Origin of the sequence: Acinetobacter bereziniae LMG 1003 = CIP 70.12 (assembly GCF_000368925.1) — a bacterium.
Lineage (GTDB): Bacteria > Pseudomonadota > Gammaproteobacteria > Pseudomonadales > Moraxellaceae > Acinetobacter > Acinetobacter bereziniae.
In genome coordinates this window covers 280,823-304,255 of the sequence record NZ_KB849756.1, presented here as the reverse complement: position 1 = coordinate 304,255, position 23,433 = coordinate 280,823, and the positions used below count along the sequence as shown (strand labels likewise).

At 36.9% G+C, this 23,433-nt stretch carries 21 protein-coding genes, 1 other RNA gene and 1 pseudogene; 16 read left to right on the top strand and 7 right to left on the bottom strand.

Annotated elements, in window-relative coordinates; genetic code table 11:
- The first annotated feature begins 19 nt into the window (after nt 1-19).
- The 10 genes from frr to lpxA are packed head-to-tail and all read left to right on the top strand — an operon-like array spanning nt 20 to nt 10,145.
- Nucleotides 20-574, top strand: a complete 555-nt coding sequence (gene frr, locus F938_RS11530; RefSeq protein ID WP_004830469.1) for a ribosome recycling factor — start codon at nt 20-22, stop codon at nt 572-574.
- Nucleotides 575-582: 8 nt separating this feature from the next.
- Nucleotides 583-1,332: a polyprenyl diphosphate synthase gene (gene uppS / locus F938_RS11525; protein ID WP_004830470.1), complete on the top strand. Its 750-nt coding sequence runs from the start codon at nt 583-585 to the stop codon at nt 1,330-1,332.
- A 2-nt stretch (nt 1,333-1,334) separates the two neighbouring features.
- On the top strand, nt 1,335-2,159 hold the full coding sequence (locus F938_RS11520; protein ID WP_005031949.1) for a phosphatidate cytidylyltransferase: 825 nt from the start codon (nt 1,335-1,337) through the stop codon (nt 2,157-2,159).
- Nucleotides 2,160-3,356: a 1-deoxy-D-xylulose-5-phosphate reductoisomerase gene (gene ispC, locus F938_RS11515; RefSeq protein ID WP_005031947.1), complete on the top strand. Its 1,197-nt coding sequence runs from the start codon at nt 2,160-2,162 to the stop codon at nt 3,354-3,356.
- 2 nt (nt 3,357-3,358) lie between these two features.
- Entirely contained in the window at nt 3,359-4,714 is a 1,356-nt protein-coding gene (rseP, locus tag F938_RS11510) for an RIP metalloprotease RseP (protein ID WP_005031946.1), read from the top strand.
- 36 nt (nt 4,715-4,750) lie between these two features.
- The gene (gene bamA, locus F938_RS11505; protein WP_005031944.1) at nt 4,751-7,270 is read left to right on the top strand and encodes an outer membrane protein assembly factor BamA; all 2,520 of its coding nucleotides are present in this window, start codon (nt 4,751-4,753) and stop codon (nt 7,268-7,270) included.
- 42 nt (nt 7,271-7,312) lie between these two features.
- Nucleotides 7,313-7,798: an OmpH/Skp family outer membrane protein gene (locus F938_RS11500; protein ID WP_005031942.1), complete on the top strand. Its 486-nt coding sequence runs from the start codon at nt 7,313-7,315 to the stop codon at nt 7,796-7,798.
- 3 nt (nt 7,799-7,801) lie between these two features.
- Nucleotides 7,802-8,872, top strand: coding sequence for a UDP-3-O-(3-hydroxymyristoyl)glucosamine N-acyltransferase (lpxD, locus tag F938_RS11495; protein ID WP_004830477.1), 1,071 nt, complete (start codon nt 7,802-7,804; stop codon nt 8,870-8,872).
- A gap of 2 nt (nt 8,873-8,874) precedes the next feature.
- The gene (fabZ, locus tag F938_RS11490) at nt 8,875-9,360 is read left to right on the top strand and encodes a 3-hydroxyacyl-ACP dehydratase FabZ (protein WP_004719745.1); all 486 of its coding nucleotides are present in this window, start codon (nt 8,875-8,877) and stop codon (nt 9,358-9,360) included.
- The gene (gene lpxA, locus F938_RS11485; RefSeq protein ID WP_004830478.1) at nt 9,357-10,145 is read left to right on the top strand and encodes an acyl-ACP--UDP-N-acetylglucosamine O-acyltransferase; all 789 of its coding nucleotides are present in this window, start codon (nt 9,357-9,359) and stop codon (nt 10,143-10,145) included. Before fabZ ends, lpxA begins: the two co-directional genes overlap by 4 nt.
- A 79-nt stretch (nt 10,146-10,224) precedes the next feature.
- Here lpxA and F938_RS11480 read toward each other — a convergent pair whose 3' ends face one another.
- Nucleotides 10,225-11,097 (bottom strand): YbgF trimerization domain-containing protein, encoded by an 873-nt coding sequence (locus F938_RS11480; protein ID WP_026040395.1) that lies wholly within the window; start codon nt 11,095-11,097, stop codon nt 10,225-10,227.
- Between the two features lie 1,412 nt (nt 11,098-12,509).
- Here F938_RS11480 and F938_RS11475 point away from each other — a divergent pair.
- Both F938_RS11475 and ffs read left to right on the top strand, forming a co-directional pair.
- Complete coding sequence (locus tag F938_RS11475; protein WP_005031938.1) at nt 12,510-13,622, top strand: OmpW/AlkL family protein; 1,113 nt, start codon at nt 12,510-12,512, stop codon at nt 13,620-13,622.
- A gap of 252 nt (nt 13,623-13,874) precedes the next feature.
- Nucleotides 13,875-13,971, top strand: an RNA gene (gene ffs, locus F938_RS23825) — signal recognition particle sRNA small type.
- 103 nt (nt 13,972-14,074) lie between these two features.
- Here the strand turns inward: ffs and F938_RS11465 are convergent.
- From F938_RS11465 to F938_RS11440, 6 genes are all read right to left on the bottom strand, one after another.
- The gene (locus F938_RS11465) at nt 14,075-14,689 is read right to left on the bottom strand and encodes a regulatory protein RecX (RefSeq protein WP_005031936.1); all 615 of its coding nucleotides are present in this window, start codon (nt 14,687-14,689) and stop codon (nt 14,075-14,077) included.
- Between the two features lie 128 nt (nt 14,690-14,817).
- Nucleotides 14,818-16,248, bottom strand: a complete 1,431-nt coding sequence (locus F938_RS11460; RefSeq protein ID WP_005031934.1) for a class I adenylate-forming enzyme family protein — start codon at nt 16,246-16,248, stop codon at nt 14,818-14,820.
- 1 nt (nt 16,249) lies between these two features.
- Nucleotides 16,250-17,098 carry an SDR family NAD(P)-dependent oxidoreductase gene (locus F938_RS11455; protein WP_005031932.1) on the bottom strand — a complete coding sequence of 283 codons (849 nt, stop codon included), beginning with the start codon at nt 17,096-17,098 and terminating at the stop codon, nt 16,250-16,252.
- Nucleotides 17,099-17,245: 147 nt separating this feature from the next.
- Nucleotides 17,246-18,289 carry a recombinase RecA gene (gene recA / locus F938_RS11450; RefSeq protein ID WP_004830485.1) on the bottom strand — a complete coding sequence of 348 codons (1,044 nt, stop codon included), beginning with the start codon at nt 18,287-18,289 and terminating at the stop codon, nt 17,246-17,248.
- Nucleotides 18,290-18,448: 159 nt separating this feature from the next.
- Complete coding sequence (locus tag F938_RS11445) at nt 18,449-18,889, bottom strand: RNA-binding S4 domain-containing protein (RefSeq protein ID WP_004830486.1); 441 nt, start codon at nt 18,887-18,889, stop codon at nt 18,449-18,451.
- On the bottom strand, nt 18,873-19,568 hold the full coding sequence (locus tag F938_RS11440; RefSeq protein WP_005031930.1) for an HAD-IA family hydrolase: 696 nt from the start codon (nt 19,566-19,568) through the stop codon (nt 18,873-18,875). Before F938_RS11440 ends, F938_RS11445 begins: the two co-directional genes overlap by 17 nt.
- An 809-nt stretch (nt 19,569-20,377) precedes the next feature.
- On the opposite strand from F938_RS11440, the gene F938_RS11435 reads away from it, so the two are divergent.
- From F938_RS11435 to F938_RS24715, 4 genes and pseudogenes are all read left to right on the top strand, one after another.
- Entirely contained in the window at nt 20,378-20,632 is a 255-nt protein-coding gene (locus tag F938_RS11435; protein WP_005031928.1) for a hypothetical protein, read from the top strand.
- A 504-nt stretch (nt 20,633-21,136) separates the two neighbouring features.
- Nucleotides 21,137-21,988: a 3'(2'),5'-bisphosphate nucleotidase CysQ family protein gene (locus tag F938_RS11430; RefSeq protein ID WP_005031926.1), complete on the top strand. Its 852-nt coding sequence runs from the start codon at nt 21,137-21,139 to the stop codon at nt 21,986-21,988.
- 87 nt (nt 21,989-22,075) lie between these two features.
- The gene (locus tag F938_RS11425) at nt 22,076-22,804 is read left to right on the top strand and encodes a histidine phosphatase family protein (RefSeq protein WP_004830491.1); all 729 of its coding nucleotides are present in this window, start codon (nt 22,076-22,078) and stop codon (nt 22,802-22,804) included.
- A 306-nt stretch (nt 22,805-23,110) separates the two neighbouring features.
- Nucleotides 23,111-23,433 (top strand): annotated as a pseudogene (locus tag F938_RS24715) (M66 family metalloprotease); the annotation flags it as partial.

The following is a 23,433-nucleotide window of genomic DNA, read 5'->3' as shown; positions in this document are numbered from 1 at the left end:
TATAAGTAAGGAAGATCATATGATTAACGATCTTAAAAAAGACGCTGAAGACCGTATGAATAAATCATTGGAGTCTTTGGAACATGGTTTTGCAAAGGTTCGTACAGGTCGTGCGCATCCATCAATCCTCAATGGTGTTATGGTTCCTTACTATGGTTCTGATGTGCCATTAAACCAAGTTGCAAACGTTGGTGTTGAAGATTCACGTACTTTGTTGGTACAACCATTTGAGCGTTCAATGGTATCTGCAATTGATAAAGCGATTCGTGAATCAGACTTGGGTTTAAACCCAGTAACTGCTGATGCAATTCGTGTACCGATGGCTGCATTGACTGAAGAAACACGTAAAGACATGCAAAAAGTTGCACGTAATGAAGCTGAAAATGCCAAAGTTGCGATTCGTAACATTCGTCGTGATGTTTTGGGTGATATTAAGGCATTATTGAAAGATAAAGAAATTTCTGAAGATGATGAGCGCCGTGCAGGTGATGATATCCAAAAAATTACAGACAAGTTTGTTGCTGAAGTAGATAAACGTCTTGCTGCTAAAGAAGCTGAATTGATGAAGGTCTAAGATTTATAATGACCGCATCTGAAGACAACCATCTTCCAAAACATGTTGCCATCATTATGGATGGCAACAATCGTTTTGCTAAAAAGAAACAACTACAAAAAGGTGATGGGCACCGTGAAGGTAAAAATGTCCTTGACCCAATTGTAGAGCATTGCCGCAAAGTGGGTGTTCAAGCCCTGACTGTGTTTGCGTTTTCAAGTGAAAATTGGAATAGACCACAGTATGAGGTTGATTTGTTAATGAAATTGTTGGAAGAAACAATTCATGAGCAAATTCCCCGTATGGAAAAATTCGAAATTGCGTTGAGATTTATTGGTGATCGTAGTCGGCTTTCTCCAGAGCTACGTGAATTAATGTTGCATGCTGAACAAAGGACTGCTAAGTTCAGTAACATGACTTTAACAATTGCTGTGAGTTATGGTGGTATGTGGGATATTACAGATACTGCACGTAAGCTTGCGCAACAAGTCAAAGATCGAAAAATTGATGTGAATCAAATCAATACTGAATTATTTGCACAACAAATAAGTTTGGGCGATTTGCCACCTGTAGATTTGTTGATTCGTACTGGCGGTGATTACCGCTTATCTAACTTTTTATTGTGGCAAGCTGCGTATGCTGAGTTGTATTTCACTCAGACTTTGTGGCCTGAGTTTACGGTACAAGAGTTGGATCATGCGTTTAATATTTTTTCAGGGCGAGAAAGACGTTTCGGAAAAACATCTGAACAAATTCAACAAGAACATATAGAGAACTGATAATGTTAGAGCGGATTATAACCGCATTGGTATTGGTTGCAGTCGTGCTGAGTTGCATATTTGCAACAAAATCACAATATCCGATGTTAGTGTTAATGATTATCGCAGCTGGGGCGGCAGGTTATGAGTGGTTTAAACTCATGCCACATGAATCTGACTCTGTAAACAAGTTAAAAGCTGCTGGATTTGGTTTACTCACCGCTATCTTTTCTGGTTTAGCATTATATTTTAATGATTTGGCACTTATCCTTTGGAGTGCATCTATCCTCACTTGGTTGTGTAGCCTGTATTGGGTTAAAAATTATCCTGAATATGATGGTTGGTACAATGTTACTTTAAATATCGTTGGATTGGTGCTGATCAGTGCTGCTGTTACCGCTATTTTTGAAGTGTGGAAGAGTTCACCGTGGTGGCTGATGTACCTGTTTTTACTGGTTTGGGGTGCGGACAGTGGTGCATATTTCGTTGGTCGTAAATTTGGTAAGCGTAAATTGGCACCAGATGTGAGTCCAAATAAATCTATTGAAGGTTTAATTGGCGGGATTATCACAGTTGCTATCGTTATTGTCATTGTTCAATCGATTTACCTACATTTAACGCTTTCACAACATATTCTTTTCCTTGTTCTGTCTATTGTGACGGTATTTAGTTCAGTGTTAGGCGATTTGTTTGAATCTATGATCAAACGTCGCGCTGGAATTAAAGATTCAGGTCGTATCCTTCCAGGGCATGGTGGGGTACTTGACCGTATTGATTCATTGCTTGCTGCAGCTCCTATTTTTGCAGCAGGAATGTATGTTTTAAAACTTATTGGTGTAGATTTATAGATGTCACAATCTGTTTGTATATTAGGTGTTACAGGTTCTATTGGGCGCAGTACTTTAAAAATTTTAGAACAGCATCCAGATCAGTATTCGGTTTTTGCTGTGACTGGATATAGTCGAATAGAAGAACTGAGTGAAATATGCAAACAGTATCGACCGAAGTATGTGGTTGTACCTTTCAGTAAAGTTGATGAATTAAAACAACGCTTAACTACATACAAGATTACAGATATTGAAATCTTGAGTGATGAAGCAGGTTTGATTGAAGTTTCACAACATCCTGATGTGGATGTGGTGATGGCTGCAATCGTTGGGGCTGCAGGATTACTCCCAACATTAGCTGCAGTAAAAGCAGGTAAGCGTGTATTGCTTGCAAATAAAGAGGCCTTGGTGATGTCGGGGGATCTGATGTTGCAAGCAGCTCAAGAACATGGTGCTTTATTGTTGCCTGTAGATTCTGAGCATAATGCGATCTTTCAGTGCCTTCCACAAAATTATTTGCAGATTGAGCGTCAAGGCGAACCGTTGTTAGGGGTAAAGCAAATCTTATTGACCGCTTCAGGCGGTCCTTTTTTGAATCATACGCTTGAACAACTCCAAACCGTAACACCAGCACAAGCTTGTAAGCACCCAAATTGGTCAATGGGGCAAAAAATCTCTGTTGATTCTGCAACATTGATGAATAAAGGCTTGGAATTAATCGAAGCGTGTCATTTATTTTCAATTAAAGAACAATTTGTTACAGTTGTTGTTCATCCACAAAGTATCATTCATTCAATGGTTCAGTATGTGGATGGTTCGACTTTGGCTCAAATGGGTAATCCAGATATGTGTACCCCGATTGCACATGCACTAGCATGGCCTGAGCGGATTGAAACACATGTCCCACCTTTAGATCTATTCATCCATTCGCAACTTGATTTTCAAGCACCAGATATTGTTCGTTTTCCAGCACTTAAGTTGGCTCGTCAAGCCATGCAGTCTGGAGGACTTGCACCATCAATTCTGAATGCAGCCAATGAAATCGCTGTTGCAGCTTTTTTACAGGAAAAGATTGCTTTCTTGGAAATTTCACAAGTGGTTGAACATACTTTAAATCACGTTCAAAATGGTTCAGCAGATTCGATTGAAACGATTTTGCAGACAGATCAACTTGCCCGCCAAGTTGCTTCACAACGCATTATACAATTGGGACGCTGATCATGAGTGTACTATTTATCATTGTCGCTGCGATATTGCTATTGGGTCCATTGATTGCAATCCATGAATTTGGACATTATTGGGTAGCACGAAAGCTTGGTGTAAAAGTCCTTGTTTATTCAATTGGATTTGGTCCAACTTTATTAAAATGGACCTCTAAAAAATCAGGTATTCAATATCAACTGTCAGCTTTGCCGCTCGGTGGTTATGTCAAAATGCTGGATGAGCGTGAGGGCAATGTGAGTGCAGAAGATCTGCCTTTTGCATTTAATCGTCAATCTCCGTGGAAGCGCATAGCCATTGTTGCAGCAGGACCATTTATTAACCTGATTTTTGCAATTTTATTATTTTGGATTTTATTTTTACCAGCACAGGAACAACTGAATACACGTGTCGGTGCTGTTTTACCGAATACGCCTGCAGCGACTGCTCAGATGCAAGTGGGTGATAAAATTGTTGCGATTGATGGTACACAAGCAAGTACCTGGGAAAAGTTGAATTACGCAATTGTTGATCGTGTTGGCGAAACGGGTCATATTGATGTACAAGTGGAGCGTAATGGGCAAGCGCAAAGTTTTGCTTTACCCATTAAAGATTTCTTAAAAGATCAAAGTCAGTCACCATTTGATGTGCTTGGCTTTACTCCTTATCGACCGCATATTCCTGCCACTGTCTATAAGTTAAGTTCAGATGGTGCTGCAATTCGCCAAGGGATGAAAGAGGGTGATCAAATCATTTCGATCAATCAAGTGAAAATGAAAGATTGGTTTGATGTGGTAGATGTGGTACAAAAATCACCTGAAAAGTTACTCAATGTGGATGTGTTACGCCAAGGGCAAATTGTACATTTACAAGTGATGCCTCAAGGTAAACGTGACAACATGGGGAATGTGACAGGTATGTTGGGTGTGCAAGCACAGACCGATAAATTGTCTATTCCTGCTGAATATAAGCAAACCATTCAATACAATCCTGCTGAAGCATTTGTTGTTGCTGTTGAAAAAACAGGACAACTTTCAGCAATGATTTTGAATTCTATGGTCAAAATGGTACGTGGCTTAATTGGATTAGATAATTTATCTGGTCCAATTACCATTGCTAAAGTTGCTGGTCAAAGTGCTGAAATGGGGTGGCAAACCTTTATTTCCTTTATGGCTTTGATGAGTGTAAGTTTGGGGATTTTAAATTTATTACCTATTCCAATGTTAGATGGCGGACATTTGGTTTACTACATTATTGAAGCAATTCGTGGTAAGCCTGTTTCTGAACAAATACAATTGGTTGGGTTAAAAATTGGTATGGTACTGCTCGGTAGCATGATGCTTCTTGCAATATTTAATGATTTTATGCGTTTATAACGCGATACTGGATTAACTTACTGGAAAATAATAGGCATGCAGCACTCACATTTATTTATGCCATTGGCACTCGTTAGTGCAATGGCAGCTGTACAGCAAGTACACGCGGCAGATGAGTTCATTGCACGTGATATTCGTGTAGATGGATTGGTTCGTTTAACGCAACAAAATGTCCTTGCACTTTTACCAATAAATAGTGGTGACCGTGTTAGTGATCCAGTTATCGCAGAGTCTATTCGTGCTTTGTATGCATCAAATCTTTTTGATGATATTCAAGCTTCAAATCAAGATAATGTATTGGTTTTCAAAGTTGTTGAACGTCCTGTTATTTCAAAGATTAACTTTAAAGGCAACAAACTCATTCCGAAAGAAGCTTTAACAGACGGCTTAAAGAAAATGGGGCTGGCTGAAGGCGAAGTGCTGAAAAAATCAGCATTACAAACTTTGGAAACTGAATTAGAGCAACAATATGCTCAGCAAGGTCGTTATGATGCTGACATTAAAGTTGAACAAATTGCACGTCCAAACAACCGTGTTGAACTGAATATCAATTTTAATGAAGGAAAAGCTGCTAAAGTTTTTGATATCAATATTATTGGTAATACTGTCGTTAGTGATGATGATATCAAGCAAGCATTTGCTGTAAAAGAAAGTGGTTGGCTTTCTGTGATTTCTCGTAATGACCGCTATGCTCGTGAAAAGATGTCTGCGAGTTTAGAGTCGCTACGTGCATTGTATTTGAATAGAGGTTATATCAACTTCGATATTAACAGTTCAAACCTCAATTTGAGCGAAGACAAAAAACATATCTTTATTGAAGTTTCGGTCAATGAGGGTGAGCAATTTAAATTTGGTGAGTCTAAATTCTTGGGTGATGCGTTATATAAACCTGATGAACTTAAAGCATTGCAAATTTATAAAGATGGCACAACCTATTCACAAGAAAAAGTCAATGCGGTGAAACAACTCTTACTTCGTAAATATGGTAATGCGGGTTATTACTACGCGGAAGTGAATGTTGTCCCTGAAATCAATAATGAAACCCATGTGGTGGATTTAAACTACTATATTAATCCAGGTCAACAAGTCACAGTTCGACGCATCAATTTTACAGGGAATACCAAAACTGCTGATGAAGTGCTTCGTCGTGAAATGCGTCAAATGGAAGGTGCTTTAGCAAGCAATGAAAAAATTGACTTGTCTAAGGTGCGTTTAGAGCGTACAGGTTTCTTTAGTAAAGTTGATATTAAACCTGTGCGTGTACCGAATACACCAGATCAAATGGACTTGAATATTGATGTTGAAGAGCAACATTCAGGGACCAGTACATTGGCTGTGGGTTATTCTCAAAACGGTGGTATCACATTCCAAGCAGGGTTAAGCCAAACCAACTTTATGGGTACAGGTAACCGTGTTGCAATTGATTTATCTCGTTCAGAAACTCAAGATTATTATAATCTAAGTGTTACAGATCCATACTTTACCATTGATGGGGTAAGCCGTGGCTATAACATGTATTATCGTAAAACCAAACTGAATGACAACTATAACGTCAACAACTATGTCACTGACAGTATTGGTGGTGGACTCACCTTTGGTTATCCAATTGATGAAAATCAAAACATCAGTGCAGGTTTAAATATTGATAAAACCAAGGTAACGACTGGTGCTTATGTTTCGACCTATGTTCGTGACTATTTACTAGAAAATGGTGGTAAGACACGTGGTTATGGAACACGCTGTGCTGTTGATCTGATTACAGATCCGAGTAACCCAGATGGACCGAAAATATGTCCAGAAGGGCAAACTGTAACTTTTGGAAATGCATTTGAGGGTGATTATTTAACCTATAATTTAAATTTAGGTTGGTCATACAACACCTTAAACCGTCCGATTTTCCCAACCAGTGGTACAGCACATCGAGTGAATGCTGAAATAGCATTACCTGGCAGTGATGTTGAATATCAAAAGATCACTTATGATACTCAGGCGTATTTCCCATTAGGGCGTGATTTTGTGTTACGTGGCTATGGTAAGTTAGGTTATGGTAATGATCTACCATTCTATAAAAACTTCTATGCAGGTGGTTTTGGTTCGGTACGTGGTTATGACAACAGTACTTTGGGTCCCAAATATCCTGGTGTAACATATAATGAAAATCTTACAAAAGATTATGATCCTGAAGAAGTCGGTGGTAATGCTTTAGTGCAGTTCGGTACTGAGTTAGCTCTTCCTGTACCATTCAAAGGGGACTGGGCACGCCAGATTCGTCCAGTGATTTTTGCAGAAGGCGCACAAGTATTTGATACCAACTGTAGTACGGCAACTGGAAAACTGTACTGGAATGGTGGGGCTTCAGATCAAGGTGTAGATGCAAAACAATATTGTAAAGACAACTATGACTTTGATTTAAGCAACATGCGTTATAGTGTTGGCGTAGGCTTTACGTGGATCACCATGATTGGACCACTTTCATTGAGTTATGCATACCCATTGAACGATAAACCAGGCGATCAAACTAAAAATATCCAATTTGAGATTGGTCGTACTTTCTAAGTGCGATCTTTCTTTAATATTTAAAGACGATAAGGAACACATATGAAAACAATGAAAATGATGGTGATGGGCTTAGGCTTAGGGTTTGCTGGACTGGTTCAAGCAGCGGGCTTTGGCGTGGTTGACTTGGAAAAAGTTGTAGAGAGTAGTACGTTCTTAAAACAGCAAAATGCAAGTTTAGAGCAATCTGTTAAACCGCAAACCACTAAATTAGAACAAATCACTAAAGATATTGAAGCGTTGAAGCAAAAAGCTCAAGCTCAAGGTGCAAATGTTCAGCAAATCAATGCGCAATACCAAGCTAAAGTAAATGAATTCCAAACGATTCAGCAAGGTGTTCAGGCAAAAGTTCAGAGCACAATTCAAAATACCAATACGACTTTTGAAACGCGCGTAAAGCAAGCTGCTGAACAATTGCGCCAAGAAGCAGGTTTAGACTTTATTTTGAATAAAAATTCAGCACTTGCGTATGACGCAAAGAATGATTTAACTGCTAAAATGATCCAAAAGGTTAATGCAATTAAATAATCAATGCGATCAAATCAATTTCATCTCGATGAATTAGCTCAACTTGTTCAAGGTGAGCTAATTGGTCAACCAAAGTTGCTACTCAGTGGACTTGCGAGTTTAGAACAGGCTCAATCTCATCATATTGCTTTCGTCAATGGCGATAAATATTTAGCTGAAGCACAGAATTCTAAAGCTGGTGCTTTAATTGTGACAGCTGCGTTAAAAGAGCAACTTTCCAATCACCAGAATTTCGTTGTGGTTGCAAATCCATATCTTGCTTTTGCAATGCTTACGCATCAATTTGAGATTAAAGTGACCAAACGTGGGATTGAAAGTACTGCTCAGATCGCTCCATCTGCGATTATTGCTGACGATGCTTATATTGGGCATTATGTGGTGATCGGTGAAGATTGTGTCATCGGTTCCAATACGATTGTTCAATCTAATACTCGAATAGATGATGGTGTTGAGATTGGTAAAGACTGCTTTATTGATTCTCAAGTCACACTGACTGGTCAGACCAAGATTGCAGACCGTGTTCGAATTCATGCCAATACTGTAATTGGTGGCGAAGGTTTCGGATTTGCACCTTATCAAGGAAAATGGAATCGTATCGCGCAGTTGGGTTCTGTCCGTATTGGAAATGATGTGCGGATCGGTTCAAACTGTAGCGTGGATCGTGGTGCTTTGGATGATACGATTATCCATGATGGTGTGATTATTGATAATCTTGTGCAAATCGCGCATAACGTTCAGATTGGTGAGAATACGGCTATCGCTGCGAAGTGTGGTATCGCCGGCAGCACAATTATTGGCAAAAACTGTATCTTTGCTGGTGCTGTTGGGGTGGTTGGTCACATAAAAATTGCCGATAATGTGACGATTACTGGAATGTCAATAGTCACAAAAAGTATTTCTGAAGCAGGTTCTTATTCTTCAGGAACTGGACAATTTGAAACAAATCATTGGAAAAGAACAGTTGTTCGCTTAAGACAATTAGCAGATGTGCCATTGACCAAATTGGTGAAACAAATAGATCATATGCAGGCTCAAATCGAGTCCATTGAATCAACTTTAAAGTCGCGTAAATAATTATGACTGAGTCTAAATCTCTACCTTTTACGGTTCCTGAATTACCAATGCAAACCCAAACGATTCGTGAGTATCTTCCTCACCGTTATCCGTTCTTGCTTGTAGATCGTGTAACTGAAGTTACAGAGAATGGGATTGTAGGATACAAAAACGTTTCAATTAATGAAGAATTTATGCAAGGTCATTTCCCTGGCTATCCAATTATGCCGGGTGTTTTGATCGTTGAGGCGATGGCACAGGTTTCTGGTGTGCTTGGTTTTATCATGAATAATGAAAAACCTCGACCTGGTTCGTTGTTCTTATTCGCTGGCGCTGAAAAAATACGATTTAAAAAACAAGTCGTACCAGGTGACCAACTCGTGCTAAAATCTGAATTACTCATGCAAAAACGTGGCATTTACAAGTATTTATGTACTGCCAGTGTTGACGGCGTGGTAGCAGCGACAGCTGAAATTATCATTTCTCATCAGAAATTAGAGCAGGCATGAGCAGTAACGATTTAATACACCCAACCGCTATTATTGACGCTTCTGCAGTGATAGCACCTGATGTTCAAATTGGTCCCTATTGTATTATTGGACCTCAAGTGACCATTGGTGCTGGTACCAAACTCCATTCACATGTTGTGATTGGTGGGTTTACCCGAATTGGAAAAAACAACGAAATTTTTCAGTTTGCGAGTGTCGGTGAAGTTTGTCAGGATTTAAAATATCAAGGTGAAGAAACTTGGTTGGAAATCGGTGACAACAATAAGATTCGTGAACATTGCAGTCTACATCGTGGAACTGTACAAGATCATGGATTAACCAAAGTGGGTAGCAACAACTTACTGATGGTCAATACGCATATTGCACACGATTGCCAGATTGGAAATAACAATATTTTTGCAAATAATGTTGGTATTGCTGGTCATGTTCATATTGGTGACTTTGTTATCGTTGGTGGAAACTCGGGTATCCATCAGTTCTGTAAGATTGATTCTTACAGTATGATTGGCGGAGCATCACTCATTCTAAAAGATGTACCAGCTTATGTGATGGTTTCTGGTAATCCTGCACATGCATATGGTATGAATGTTGAAGGAATGCGTCGTAAAGGCTGGTCTAAGAACGTGATTCAAGGCTTAAGAGAGTCTTTTAAATTGATCTATAAAGAAAATTTAACGACTGAACAGGCAATTGAACGCATTCGCCAAGAGATTCTTCCTGAAGTTGAAGAAGCACAATTGCTGATAGATTCTGTATTAGAATCTAAACGTGGTATTGTGCGTTAATCATTTCATGATAAAAAGCTAAATATAAAAAATGCCTCACGATGAGGCATTTTTTATAACTAACACAATGACTTTGTTTTTAGCCCTTTTTGAAATAACCTGCTTCTTCAGACTTAGGGTAGGTGCTTAACAATTTACTTTTATAGACATTTGCTGTTTGCGTATTTTTATTGACATCTTTTGCAATACTATAAAGTTGGTATAAAGCACGTGGTGCTTTTGACGAGTTAGGGAATTTAGCAGCGACGATCTCGTAATTCTTTTTAGCTTCATTGTAGTTCGGTGGATCAATTGCCAATTGAAACTCAGCCAACCAAAAATAAGCATTTCCTGTATAAATACTGTTTGGATAATTTTTAATAAAATTTTGCATTGGCGCAATGGCTTGTTTTGCACCACCTTTCTTATAAGCATCTAAAGCAACAGTATAGGCGGCTTTTTCAAGCGCAATAGGATCACTGGTATTGTTACTGTTTGTAGGTGTTGCTGAGGTTTGAGCTGTTTGTGTTGCAGGTTGCTGTTGTGTGGCTGTTTGATTCGGTGCTGCTGTCTGTGTGGTCTGTTCTGGATTTTCGACAGTAGGATTTGTCGTCGGTGCATTTTCAGCAGGTGTTTGTTGTTCTTGAGAATTATTGTCTGGCTCTAACTTTTGGTTCAATAACTCAAGACGTTGATCGAGGTCGGTATAGCGATTGCTTAGTTCTTTATTGAGCTGATCAATAGCGTGATCTTGTTCTTCAATTTTGCCACGTAATTCACGAATCTGATTTTCGAGTTGCTGATTCTTTTGAATAAGATCCCAATTCATATTTCCAGTAATTGGAGCAGGGGAATTCGCTATATCATTTCCTGAGGACGCGTTGCTTAATCCACGAGACTCAATTGGAATCGCATATAAAGATGCTGAACTGAGTAAGGCAATCGAAAAGAGAGCATGCTTTTTTAGCATAATTGAAAATCCATTAAAGTCAAAATCTTCCCAAATAAGGAATAAAGTTGCTTGAAAACCAGTAAATGTGATCATTAAAAACGGCTAGAAGCGGAATTGCAAGGTGCTTTTACAATGTTCAGATAATTCTAGTGGAATGTGAAGGCTTTTTGTAATAAATCCGTTGATCAATGGGGAATTAAGCTTTTGAGATGACGAATGTGTTACAGCAATTTGTCTAATGACTGTGGTTGCAATCAAGCCATTGTTATTTATTGAGTACATTTTATTTATCATGGTTGCGCTGAATCTTTGTTATGGATAAAGCAATTTAATTTTAAAAGGTAAAGTTTGTTAATTAAGTCTCATCAAAATGTCTGAATTCTCGATTATATCAAAACCAGTATGGGTTTCTGGATCGATGTCACAGTTTTGTTAGGCATTGACGAATGTTTAAATTTAATAGAACAAGTGCGAGTAGGTATTATTTATCATTTTATAGTCAATCTGTTGAAAAACTCATACAGTAAATATAATTTCTAGATCAATAAAATCAATGCGATAAATATATTGTTTACTGATATAAAGCTTGCAATGCCACGTTTTACATTTAAAGTTTAAATTGTTTTGTGTAGATGGTGTTTCACTCTTGCGCTGGAAACAAACTAGTGCTTTTTTTTTGCTCATATATCCCCACTCAACATGGCGACCATCCATGTCGCTTCGCGATAGCAAAACAATCAGTAAATCAAAAATACAAAAACTGTTTAAGCAAAACTTTTAAAAATTCATATAAAAAGCATAAAGTTGATTGAAGATGAATCACTTGTATGTAAATAGGCGGTTTGACTATATTTGTTAAAAATGATGATTGGTTAATCATATTGAGTATTCTTTCTTATCTTTGATAATAGGGAAGCTTCGAGATCGGTCAAACTTTGAGAAAAAGTGAAAAGAGGGTGAGCTATTCTATGAAATTTTCATTATATAAATATGCTAGCTTGATTTTTATGTGTATTACTCCATATTTGATATTAAATTTTTAATATTAATATTATTTTTTAAGTTTTATTTATGTCTAGATCACAAATTTAATCATTATGTACAAAAAGAAATACATTTTTGTTTGAGAGTGTATGATTATTTTGTGTATTATATTGGGACTGTGAACTTTTTTTATATTTGATGAAGTTGATGCTTTGATTATATTTTTAAAAACGATAAATTATTGAAGTGTTTTTAATTTTTAATAAATTTATGATTTTATTTTTGAATCATTTTAAATTATATTTTTGAATTTTTATAATAATGATATATAGATTTTTATAATTAATCATTTTCACTTCGTCTGAATTTAAATGTCAAAATTGTTTTTTTGTATACATTCTTAATGTGAATTATTTAGTAAAAATAAATTTATATTTAAGGATGAGTGTATGAAAAATCAGCTATTGTATGTAAACATTGTACTTGGCGTATCATACTTATTTGCTAGTCATATGGTATATGCTCAAGATTTTAAAAGATTTTCCATTTCAGCGGGTTGGCTGAATGTGCGGTCAACAGGAGATGCTCAACCTTTCAGGATTAATACTTCTGTTGCTGAAAAAACAATGTCTAAAGTAGGGATGATTTCAGGGGCTGCTGTTGCTAAAAATTTAGATCAAGCTCGAATCAATCAAATGGACCCGCAACTGATTAGTTTGGTCAATATGCAAGACCCTACGACAGGGAAATATGTGCTTGATTATATTTTGGAAATGATACCAAATGCGGAGAATCCTGAAGCTGCGCTTGAATATGCTACAGGTATCGCTGAAATTAATGGCTTAAGTGCATGGACGGCAAATGCAGGATTGGAAGTTAAAAACGTCAATACGGCTGGGCTAATGTTTAATTATAACATCAATGAACATGTTTCGATTCAGCTGATGGGGGGTATTCCACCTACTGTAGATTTAAAAGGAAAAGGGCAGATATATGCACCATTTTCAGCGACCTCACAACCATTCGGCGGGGATTCCGGAAATTTATACTTAAAAAATAATTTGTTAATTACAAATTTAGATCAATATAACTATGCCGCCTCAGCACGAGCTTGGACACCAGCATTACAAGCACAATATTATTTTGGGCGACCTGGTATTAATAAATTAAGACCATTTCTAGGTTTTGGCTTTATGTATGCTTATTTCAATGAGATTAAAATCAATGCTGGCGTTAAAAATGATTTAATTGCAGCGGGGTATATGATTCAAAATATTGATGATCAGAAAGCAGGTGCCGCTTTGGAAGGTAAAGCTTCAACAGGTAAAATGCGAGTTAAAGCAGATGCAAATGATGCTTTTGCTCCGATCTTTTCTGCAGGGTTTACTTATGACTTTAAAGAGAATTGGTTTGCTACGGCATCTGTATCATATGCAAAACTTGACAATACAGCCACCATTTCAGTTTTGAATGACAATACTGGAAAACAATTGATTTATGCCAAAACTAAAATTCAGATTGATCCATTGATGAGCTATTTAGGCATTGGATATCGTTTTTAAAGAGAGCAGGTGAATCCTTAAATATGAGTAAGTCATAACACGTTTTAATGATGATTAAGTTTCCCCCTCAAGCCATAAAGCCCGAGTCTAGTCCACTCAACTTTTTTTATGGCTTTTTTTTATGGTTTTTTTGCAAAAAATAACCACATTGATGACGAAATAAGCAAACGAATGAATAACTTGAGAAAATCACAATGTTTGGCTTGCAAGAAAATAAAAAATCTCTATACTCTGTTCTTGCAATGGTAGCCCTGCTGGTGGTTTCGCAATTGTACTCTGAAAACCCCGCCAGGACCGGAAGGTAGCAACGGTATCAGAACTATGATGTGCCGAAATTTTGCTAGTAGGGTTGCCACCAGATTTTCTAAATCTAATAATTATCCAAAATATAATTTTTTCTTCTATTCCACCAATCACTAGCTACTTTATCTATAACTCATTTTAGATATTTATTATCCATCTTCATTTTCTTTTCTAGAAATCGCTTTCATAATCACGTCCATTTCAAAGCCACGATATTGTAAGAAACGGATTTGTTTAGCTTTGATTTTAGGGTCTTTGCTTACCTCAAAACCATATTTTTTGACTTTAAGTTGATAAGCTTGTTCATACCAATCAATTTCAGCAATATCTTCTCGTACTAAGCTTTTATCGAGATGTTTAGCACGCAAGGCTAACTTGATTCGATTAGGTCCTTTGCCTTTGCGAACTTGGCTACGAACCGTCATTTCAGCGACACGTTGATCGCTTTGATAGTTATTTTCAGATAATTCGTCCACTAATGTTAAAACTTCTTCACGGCTTTGTGCCAAAGTCATCAGTTTTTCAATAAGATCTGCTTTGGAATATTCTTTACGGGTTAAGACTGCAAAAGCATATGATCGTAAACGTGTTCCCGTTAAGCCCTGTGGTGCTGGTGTGCAATCTTGATTAGCGATAAAGGCATGCTCATTATTGACCTCATTGCTTATTGTGCTAGTTGGAGGAAGAGGTGCAGTTTCATCCTCGCCAAACTGCTGCTTTAGTTTTTCGTAGTCTAGCATCTTAGGAAATTTAGCTTGGCTCATATCTTTAATAACAATAACTTTCGTTGGTATTTGTCATAGTGTAGCGCCTATTTGGGGTTTTAACAGCGCATAAGCTGTACAGATAGATGAATAGGTGAACTGTCATGTCAGGCATATTATTCAATTTACTAAATAGGCTTACCAATACTGTCTGATTCAATCTGATCGATGATAAAAATCGATTTTGGTCGTAAATATCGTGGTGCCTTTTGACTGATCCAATCTTGTAATTGATTGAGATCTAAATATTGTTTAAGGATGATTTTAACTGCTAAACATTGTCCTAGATCTACATCATCTACCGCATATGCTTGAGCATATTCTATGAGGGAGTGTTGGTATAAAATATTTTCTAAGTCAATTGGATAAACATTGATACCACCACAAATTAGCATATCATCACGTCGACCTTTTAAATAATAATACCCTTGCGAATCTCGGACAGCTAAATCACCACATTCAATCCATTGATTAGGGGTAATTGACCACGCACACTTACTCCATAAAGTACCAATTTGACCGTGTTCGAGAATTTCTCCTGATAGATCAGTAATTTTTAACTCTACACCTTGAATAGCTCTACCAATACTGTCCGGATGTGTTTTTAAATCCTTAGGGGTTGCGATCATATTAATCCCAGTTTCTGAACTTCCATATAGATTGAATAATTGAATGTAAGGGTAGTGTTGTTGAACTTGATGAACCAAATGAGCACTTAAAGGCGAACTTCCTGTAATGATATGCTGGACCGAGCTGAGCATTGAGCGAGACTTAATCAGTCGATGTAAGATTGTGGGTACTAAGTTTAGACAATCAATTTGGTAGTGTTTAATCCATAAACAGGCACTTTGTACATCAAAGCGATTTTGCAAGATGACGGTCTTATGAAAGCTTAAAGCCATTAAACCTGCAGTTAAGCCAGCAGCATGGCAGATCGGTGTCATGACAAAAATCCGTTTAATTTTAAAGAACTTTAATTGTCTAAGCATGAGATCTAGTAAAGGCAGGCATTGTAGTGGATTTGAATGTCGTGTTGCTACTTTAGGAATACCCGTAGACCCTGAGGAACAGACACTAATTTTGTTAAAAAAATAGCGTTTGATATGAAAATGTTGTGAGTCGTGTTGTGGTGGAATATCTGAATAATGCTGAACTTTAATTTTTTTTAATCGCGCTAAATGCCTAATCAAATAAAATTTTTTCTGATCCAGCAGCGTTTGAAGTTTATGTTCGATTAAATTGGGGTTAATGATCACAATATCCTTGCCTAAACGACTTAAAGCAAATAAAGCAGCCAGGCTATCTAAATCTTGTTCAAGCATGAGTGCAAGTTGATTTGGAAATTGACTTTGATATTCTGGTTTTATCCATTCACAAATAAGTTGATCAGTACGATGTTTTAAATCTTGAAAACTCACCTCTACGCCATCGATAATCAATGCCGTTTTATTCTTATTAATTCGAGTTTGCGCATCTAAAATACTGTATAGATGCACACCATGTTTCATAACACTGAATAACAGACTAAGACACCATTTGATTACGAATCGCCATGACATTTTACTTTTTCCGTCCAAGAATAAAGCGATAAAAATAATAAATTGGTCTTGAGAATAGACTTGATGTAACTTGTGCCCAAATTAACCACCATGGCTGCCATTGCCGTTTATGTCCAATCAGGCTATCTAAAATTGCATTTGCTGCACTTTGTGCCTGCATTGCAGGCATGTGATTATAGTGTTTGGTTGGCAAAATCATACGTGTGCGTACCAATGGTAAATAAATGATACTAGTATCAATTTGCTGAATAGCAAGTTCGGGTTGGATGGCAAGGATCCATTGTTGCATAGCAACTTTAGATGCTTGATAACTTGACCAAAGTGGGGGAGCGAATAGTTTGGCATTAATGGTAGAAACAACCAAAATTTGCCCACATTTCAGTTTTAAGTCTGGCAATAATAAACGAGTGAGTTGAGCAGGGTTGATGTAATTAATTGCAATACAGCGATCAATATCTTGAGGTCGATCTAAACTCTCCCAGATCGAGCGTTGAATGGATTTACCTGCATTATGAATCAGAATATCAACGTGTAAATTTTTATTTTGCAGACTTTGAAATATATTTTCAGCTGCTTCCAGTTCATATAAATCTGCACTGACCATTTCAACATGGCAGTGACCACGTTCTAATTCATTTTTTAGCTGTAAAAGTTTATCAGTACTTCGCGCAACTAAAATCAGGGTACATTCAGTATGTGCTAAACCTTTCGCACATGCTTCACCAATTCCAAAACTGGCACCTGTAATGAGAATCGTCTTATTTTTAAAATGTTGATCTATTTTTGCTTGAGTAATTCTTGGACCTTGAAAAAATAAAAACTCAGCCAATCTTATAATATTTGTCTGCATAAGAATAAATGTATTTGATGTTGAATATCATTTTAAATCAGTTATAACTGAAATTTATTAGAAATCACAATCAATTTCAATTCAATAATTTGTATAAAAAAGCGCCTCGAAAGGCGCTTAGGAAAAATAAAGAACTGATAGATCAGATTAAACATCTAAAAAGTCAGGTTCTTCTTCTTTCTCTTCAACAGGTGCAGCATTTGCTGTAGTTAAGAGCTTTTCACGAATCATACGATCAAGATCTTGCGCCAGTTGAGGATTTTCTTCTAAATGGCGAATGACATTGTTTTTACCTTGACCGATTTTATCGCCTTGGTAAGAATACCATGCACCTGCTTTTTGAACCAGTTCTTGAGCAACTGCAAGATCAACCAACTCACCCAAGTGATTAACACCTTTACCATACATGATTTGGAAAATCGCTTCACGGAAAGGAGGAGCCATTTTATTTTTAACAACTTTCACTTTGGTTTCAGAACCAACGATCTCATCGCCTTCTTTGACTTGACCAATGCGACGAATATCTAAACGTACTGAAGCATAGAACTTCAATGCATTACCACCAGTTGTGGTCTCAGGGCTACCAAACATAACACCAATTTTCATACGGATTTGGTTAATGAAAATTACCATACAGTTTGAACGCTTTGCATTACCAGTGATTTTACGCAATGCTTGGCTCATCAAACGTGCTTGTAAACCCATGTGAGAGTCACCCATTTCGCCTTCAATTTCAGCTTTAGGAGTCAATGCAGCTACAGAGTCGACAACGATCAGATCAATCGCACCTGAGCGAACAAGCATATCGGCAATTTCAAGTGCCTGTTCACCATTATCTGGCTGTGAAACTAAAAGATTATCAATATCAACCCCAAGTTTACGGGCATATTGTGGATCTAAAGCGTGTTCGGCATCAATAAAGGCACAAGTTCCACCCGCTTTTTGGCATTGTGCGATTGCCTGTAAAGTCATTGTGGTTTTACCAGAAGATTCAGGACCATAAATTTCAACAATACGTCCTTTGGGTAAGCCCCCGATTCCTAGTGCAATATCAAGTGTTAAAGAGCCAGTAGAAACAGCTTCAACAGCTTGTACAGTATTATCCCCTAAACGCATGACTGTATTTTTACCAAATTGTTTTTCAATTTGGCTAAGTGCCGCGTTCAGTGCCTTGCTTTTGTTATCATCCATCTCGTAAACCTCAAACGATGTAATATCACTAATATCTTAAGTGGATGTCATTAAATTTGATCTTTCGTCCACAGGAGTAATAGTGACAGAAAATTAAAAATGGTTCTATCTTTAAAAACAGTAGTACGACATATTTTGTCGTACTTAACTTAAACGAATTCAGTCATCATCATAGGACCAAGATTGGTCAAATTGCTGATCATTTTCTTGCTTAAATTTGCTTATTTGTCGTCGATCTTTTTTACTCGGTCGATGATCAGGTCGCGCTAGATTATGCAATTTTCTTTGGGTTGAAATCAACTCTCTACGTGCCACACTGACTTCTGTTTCTTCATATAGTTGTTGTGCAATAGGCGCACCGCCACGAATTGCAGACAATGCTTTGATCACCACTGTTTTTCGATCAAATCCTTGCTGTATGGTTAATTCCATGCCCACACGAATTTCTTTAGAAACTTTGACACGCTCATTATTGTGATGAACTTTGCCGCCTTCAATTGCATCTTTGGCAATCGAGCGTGTTTTAAAGAAACGTGCAGCCCAAAGCCACTTGTCTACACGCATTGTTTCAAGTTGTTGTTTCTCAGGCTGTTTTGACATCGACATCCTTATTTTCTAAGTTTAACTTGGTGAGTAATGGTAAAAGCTCAGTTAAATGATGAATTGCAGGGTATTCCAACTCAAGGACATGACGTGCTGCACGACCACTTGATGGTTGAGTAATCGTAATCAAATGTTGTATACCAAATTTCTCAGCACCTTTGAGTACAGGAGTAGTATCGTCAACCAAACAAGCATTTTGAGGATCAAAAGGATATTTCTGCTGAAGAATTTCCCAGAATTCGACAAACTCTTTGGAATATCCAATTTCTTCACTACTGATCATCACTTCAAAATAAGGGCTTAGGTCGATATTTTCAAGTTTAAGCTGCAATCCTGCGCAATCTGCATTGGTAAGTAGCCAGCAACGATAACCTTGTGCTTTTAATTGTTTCAGTAGTTCAAAGCAACCTGGTCGAGTTGCAATTTTGTCTTTATATTCATATTGTAATTTTAAAACATCTACGCCCACTTTTTCCGACCAGTATTTTGAAGAATACCAACACAGTGTGTGATTATGTTGCTGATAAAATGTATTCAGGGTGTTTTGGCTCTGCTCTAAACTACATTGATGTGTTTGTGCGTGACGCTCAGGGAGTTTGGTGTTCCAGATGAGATCGTCAAAAGCCAAATCGAGGAGCGTACCGTCCATGTCAAAAAAGATGATCGGTTTTTGCATTCAAGAAACTCCTAAGATTTTTAAAGTACATCAAAGCTCATCATAATATGTAAAAATACTAAATTTTTTAACTCTATAATTCAGGATTAAAGAGATTTAAAAATTTTTAAAGCCGTATAAAGTTATGTATGTTTGAAGAAAAATTATGTACATATGTGTACATATATTTAAAAACAAATCTCATGACAACCAAGTATAAGAGATTTGAATTCTTAAATCATGGGATTCACTAAACGTTGGTTAAAATCTAACAATGGAAAAACAGAGATAGAGATGATAGAGATAGATTTGAAATCATCATTGTTCGTGATCGCTTATTGGTGTCTGTGCATATGTCGTCAAAGAGAAAATAGCCTTTCAATATTGCTGTCTTTTTAATGGAGAAGTCTAAGGTTTAGATATTTGGACATAAGCTTCGATTAAGACTTGAATTTCAATGTAAACACAGAAATGTGTTAAAAAATGAACATTGATCGACTGTCCACTCTATTGTTTAGGATCAATCCATACAATTTTTAAATTTCATATACTAACTTGCTTCATCACTGGGTATTTTTGTCTTTGAAATTAAAATATCAGTTAAATAGTTTATTTAGATAAACTAATTTTAAATATTGATTTAAAAGAAAAAAATTGAAATAGTCATATTCTGCCAATGTGATAAAAGTATTTTGAATAGAAAATCCTTCTTAGAGACTGCTAATGTGTTTTCTATCTCCTTTACTGGAGTTTTTTGTGTGATGGTACATGTTATTTTGTTATGTAGACCATTTTTAATTTAGACAAATTTTTAGCTAAAATGGATTAAAATGAACATCTGTATTGGTGGACCGTGGAATGGATGCAAGTTATTGGGAGATTCCCATGATAAATCTTTTAAAGTTAAAGATAATAAATTACAGAGAATAGTAAAATATAATAGAAAAATAATTCACATCAAAAAAAATGTATACATTTTTTGGATCGTAGATGAATTGAGCGAATCTGAAGCTTCTACTATGATGAATGATTATTTGCGTGAATACTTTATTAAGGCTGAAATAGAATTAATTGGGGATGAGTAATGAGGCGCTCAAGGACCTTTCTTTCATGAATGAAGTATATAGTCACTTATTGCTGGTGAATTCAAATATAATTAAGAACGGTTTTCCTCTGTTAAATTAAATATAAAACAATATATTAGATCGATTTTATGAGTCAAAAAAATGATCATGTGGTCCGAATCATATGGGGGATTGAAAGTACCTTCTCCCTTCGGGAGAAGGTTAAGGTGCAGGGGCTTTAATGTTGATTTATGGTATTAAAAACGACTTATGAAAGAAGCTTATTGTGTTTTTATCAATCTATTTTGAAAGATCATTGGTTTGGTAAGAATATAATTTTTCAAGTTTTTAGAGACAGCTTAGTCTAGTCAATTAAATAAATACGTAAAAGTCTATGATGATATTCAAAAGCATATCATCTCTTTAAAGTACAATTAATTGTTTAAAAGCTACTGTTTTCATGCACTCAACATAAAAAAATGATAGGCTTAAGCACAAAAATCAGACATCCTACAGGTCAGATCAATGTTTATCACTACTCAAGCACCACAAGATGACCAAATTTCAAAATTGGTTCCTGTTTTGGCCAAAGCAAGTCAAATTTTACTTGAGGAATACCAAAACTATTGTGCTGGGCGAGCATTTAATATTGATCAAAAGGATGATCAGTCTCCAGTAACCCAAGCTGATTTAAAAGTTAATGCTTATTTAATTGAACAATTGGCACAAGTTACGCCCGAAATTCCTGTGTTGTCTGAAGAAAGTGACTATTCAGAACGTCATGCTTGGCATGTGTGCTGGATGCTAGACCCTTTAGACGGAACCAAAGAATTTATTCATGAACGTGATGAGTTCACCATCAATTTAAGTCTTATTCAAAATCATCAAACCATATTTTCCATCATTGCTGTGCCGACTGAACAAGTTATGTATTTAGGTTACTTAACGGAACTTCCATATAAGTATTCATTTACTCAGGGAACATGGGAGCGTTATTGCAAGTTTAAAGAAGTTGAAGAAGATGCAATCCAAATTGGTTTAAGCCATAGCAGTAAAAATCCTAAATATCAGCAGTATATTGATTATATAGAACAAGAGTCGCCTGTTATTAAGCGTGAAGCGGGCAGTGCTTATAAATTTTGTATGATGCTGGAAGGCGAAATTGATATTTATCCGCGCTTCCATCCAACTTCGGAATGGGACACTAGTGCAGGGCAAGGCTTGCTTGAAAGTATTGGTGGTGGATTGGTCAGCTTAGCGGCAGTACCGTTTACTTATAATCAACGAAGTACTGTATTAAATGAAGGTTTTATTGCATTTCGTGACGAAGAAACCAAACAAATCGCTTTAGATGCGCTCGGTAATGTTAGCTTTTAAGATGATATAGATATCTATTTTATAGATGATTTAACGCTTTGTTAGTTATGTTATAGTAAACCTGTATAAAAAGAGTTTTGAGTCGATATGGCGTTAGATTTATTGCCGAAAAGTATGCTGAAAGCAATAGATTTATTGCCAGATGCGCAGACCCCCGTGACTTTGTTTACACGTCATTCAATTCGTGAGGTTGTCAATGGACAGGGCTTGGCTGGCTATGATTTACAATTAACAACTCAGGGGCGTGACTTAGCGCATGCTTGGGGCTCTTATTTAATAGATCATACAGATCGTGTGATTCAGCATTGTATTTCAAGTCCGATTCAACGTTGTGTAGATACTGCAGCTTTGATGATTCAGGGTGCAGATGGTGTTTCACCGCAACCCAATACCCATCATATTGAAATTATCGAAAAAGGTTTATTGGTTGAGCCCGGGAGTTTCGTGCTGGATATTAAGCAAGCTGCGCCATACTTTCGTAAGCAAGGTGCACTCGGTTTTATTAATAGTTTTGTGAATAATGCGCTACCGGGAATGAAACATCCAATTCGTGGGGTAGTTGATGTGCTTGAATTGATTTATGAAACACATCCAACAGTAAGCAATGGTATTAGTTTAGCTGTAAGCCATGACACGATTCTTGCTGCAATTATTGCTGTGATTTCGAAACGTACTCAAATTGATCAAAGTGATTGGCCTGAAATGATGGAAGGGTTGTTTGTTTGGTTTGAGGGAGAGCGCTTTGTGGATAGCCATTTAAAATGGATTTGGCGTGGCGAAAGAGGTGAATTATTGATACGTGATTTTCAACAATAATATAATAAAAAATGGTTGATTATTATTGCCTTACTTGATCGTTGATTAAGCTTGTAGTAAAGCCAATATAACGATGACTAAAATTATAAACTTAATTGTATTCTATTCAGATTAATCACTACTCTAGATGACAAGCACAATCGTCTTTTGCTGTTGTGATAGGTTTTTCGTCGGTTAATGATAAAAAAATGATGAAATTTAAATTGGTGTGTTATATTTAAGTTATTGAAATTAAATAATATTTCAATTTTGTCTCAAAAAACATGGATAGAGATAAGTCGTTATAAATATTGGGGAAGATCTGTGATGCACTTAAGGTTTAAATATTTAACAATTTGTACGCTTTCAGCAATGTTGATTGCATGTGGGGGTGGAGGGGAAAGCCATTCTGTAAATGATCAGCCATCAAATCTGCCACAAAATCCAGGAGATGGTACAAATGAACTGCCTGGAGATGGTACACCAGAAATACCAGATAATGGTTCGGGCGGTTCAAATAATGGCTCTACAGAAACTCCACCAAATAGTGGTTCAGATGGCTCCAACAATGGATCTATAGAAACACCTCCAGAGAATGGTTCGGGCGGTTCGAATAATGGCTCTACAGAAACTCCACCAAATAGTGGTTC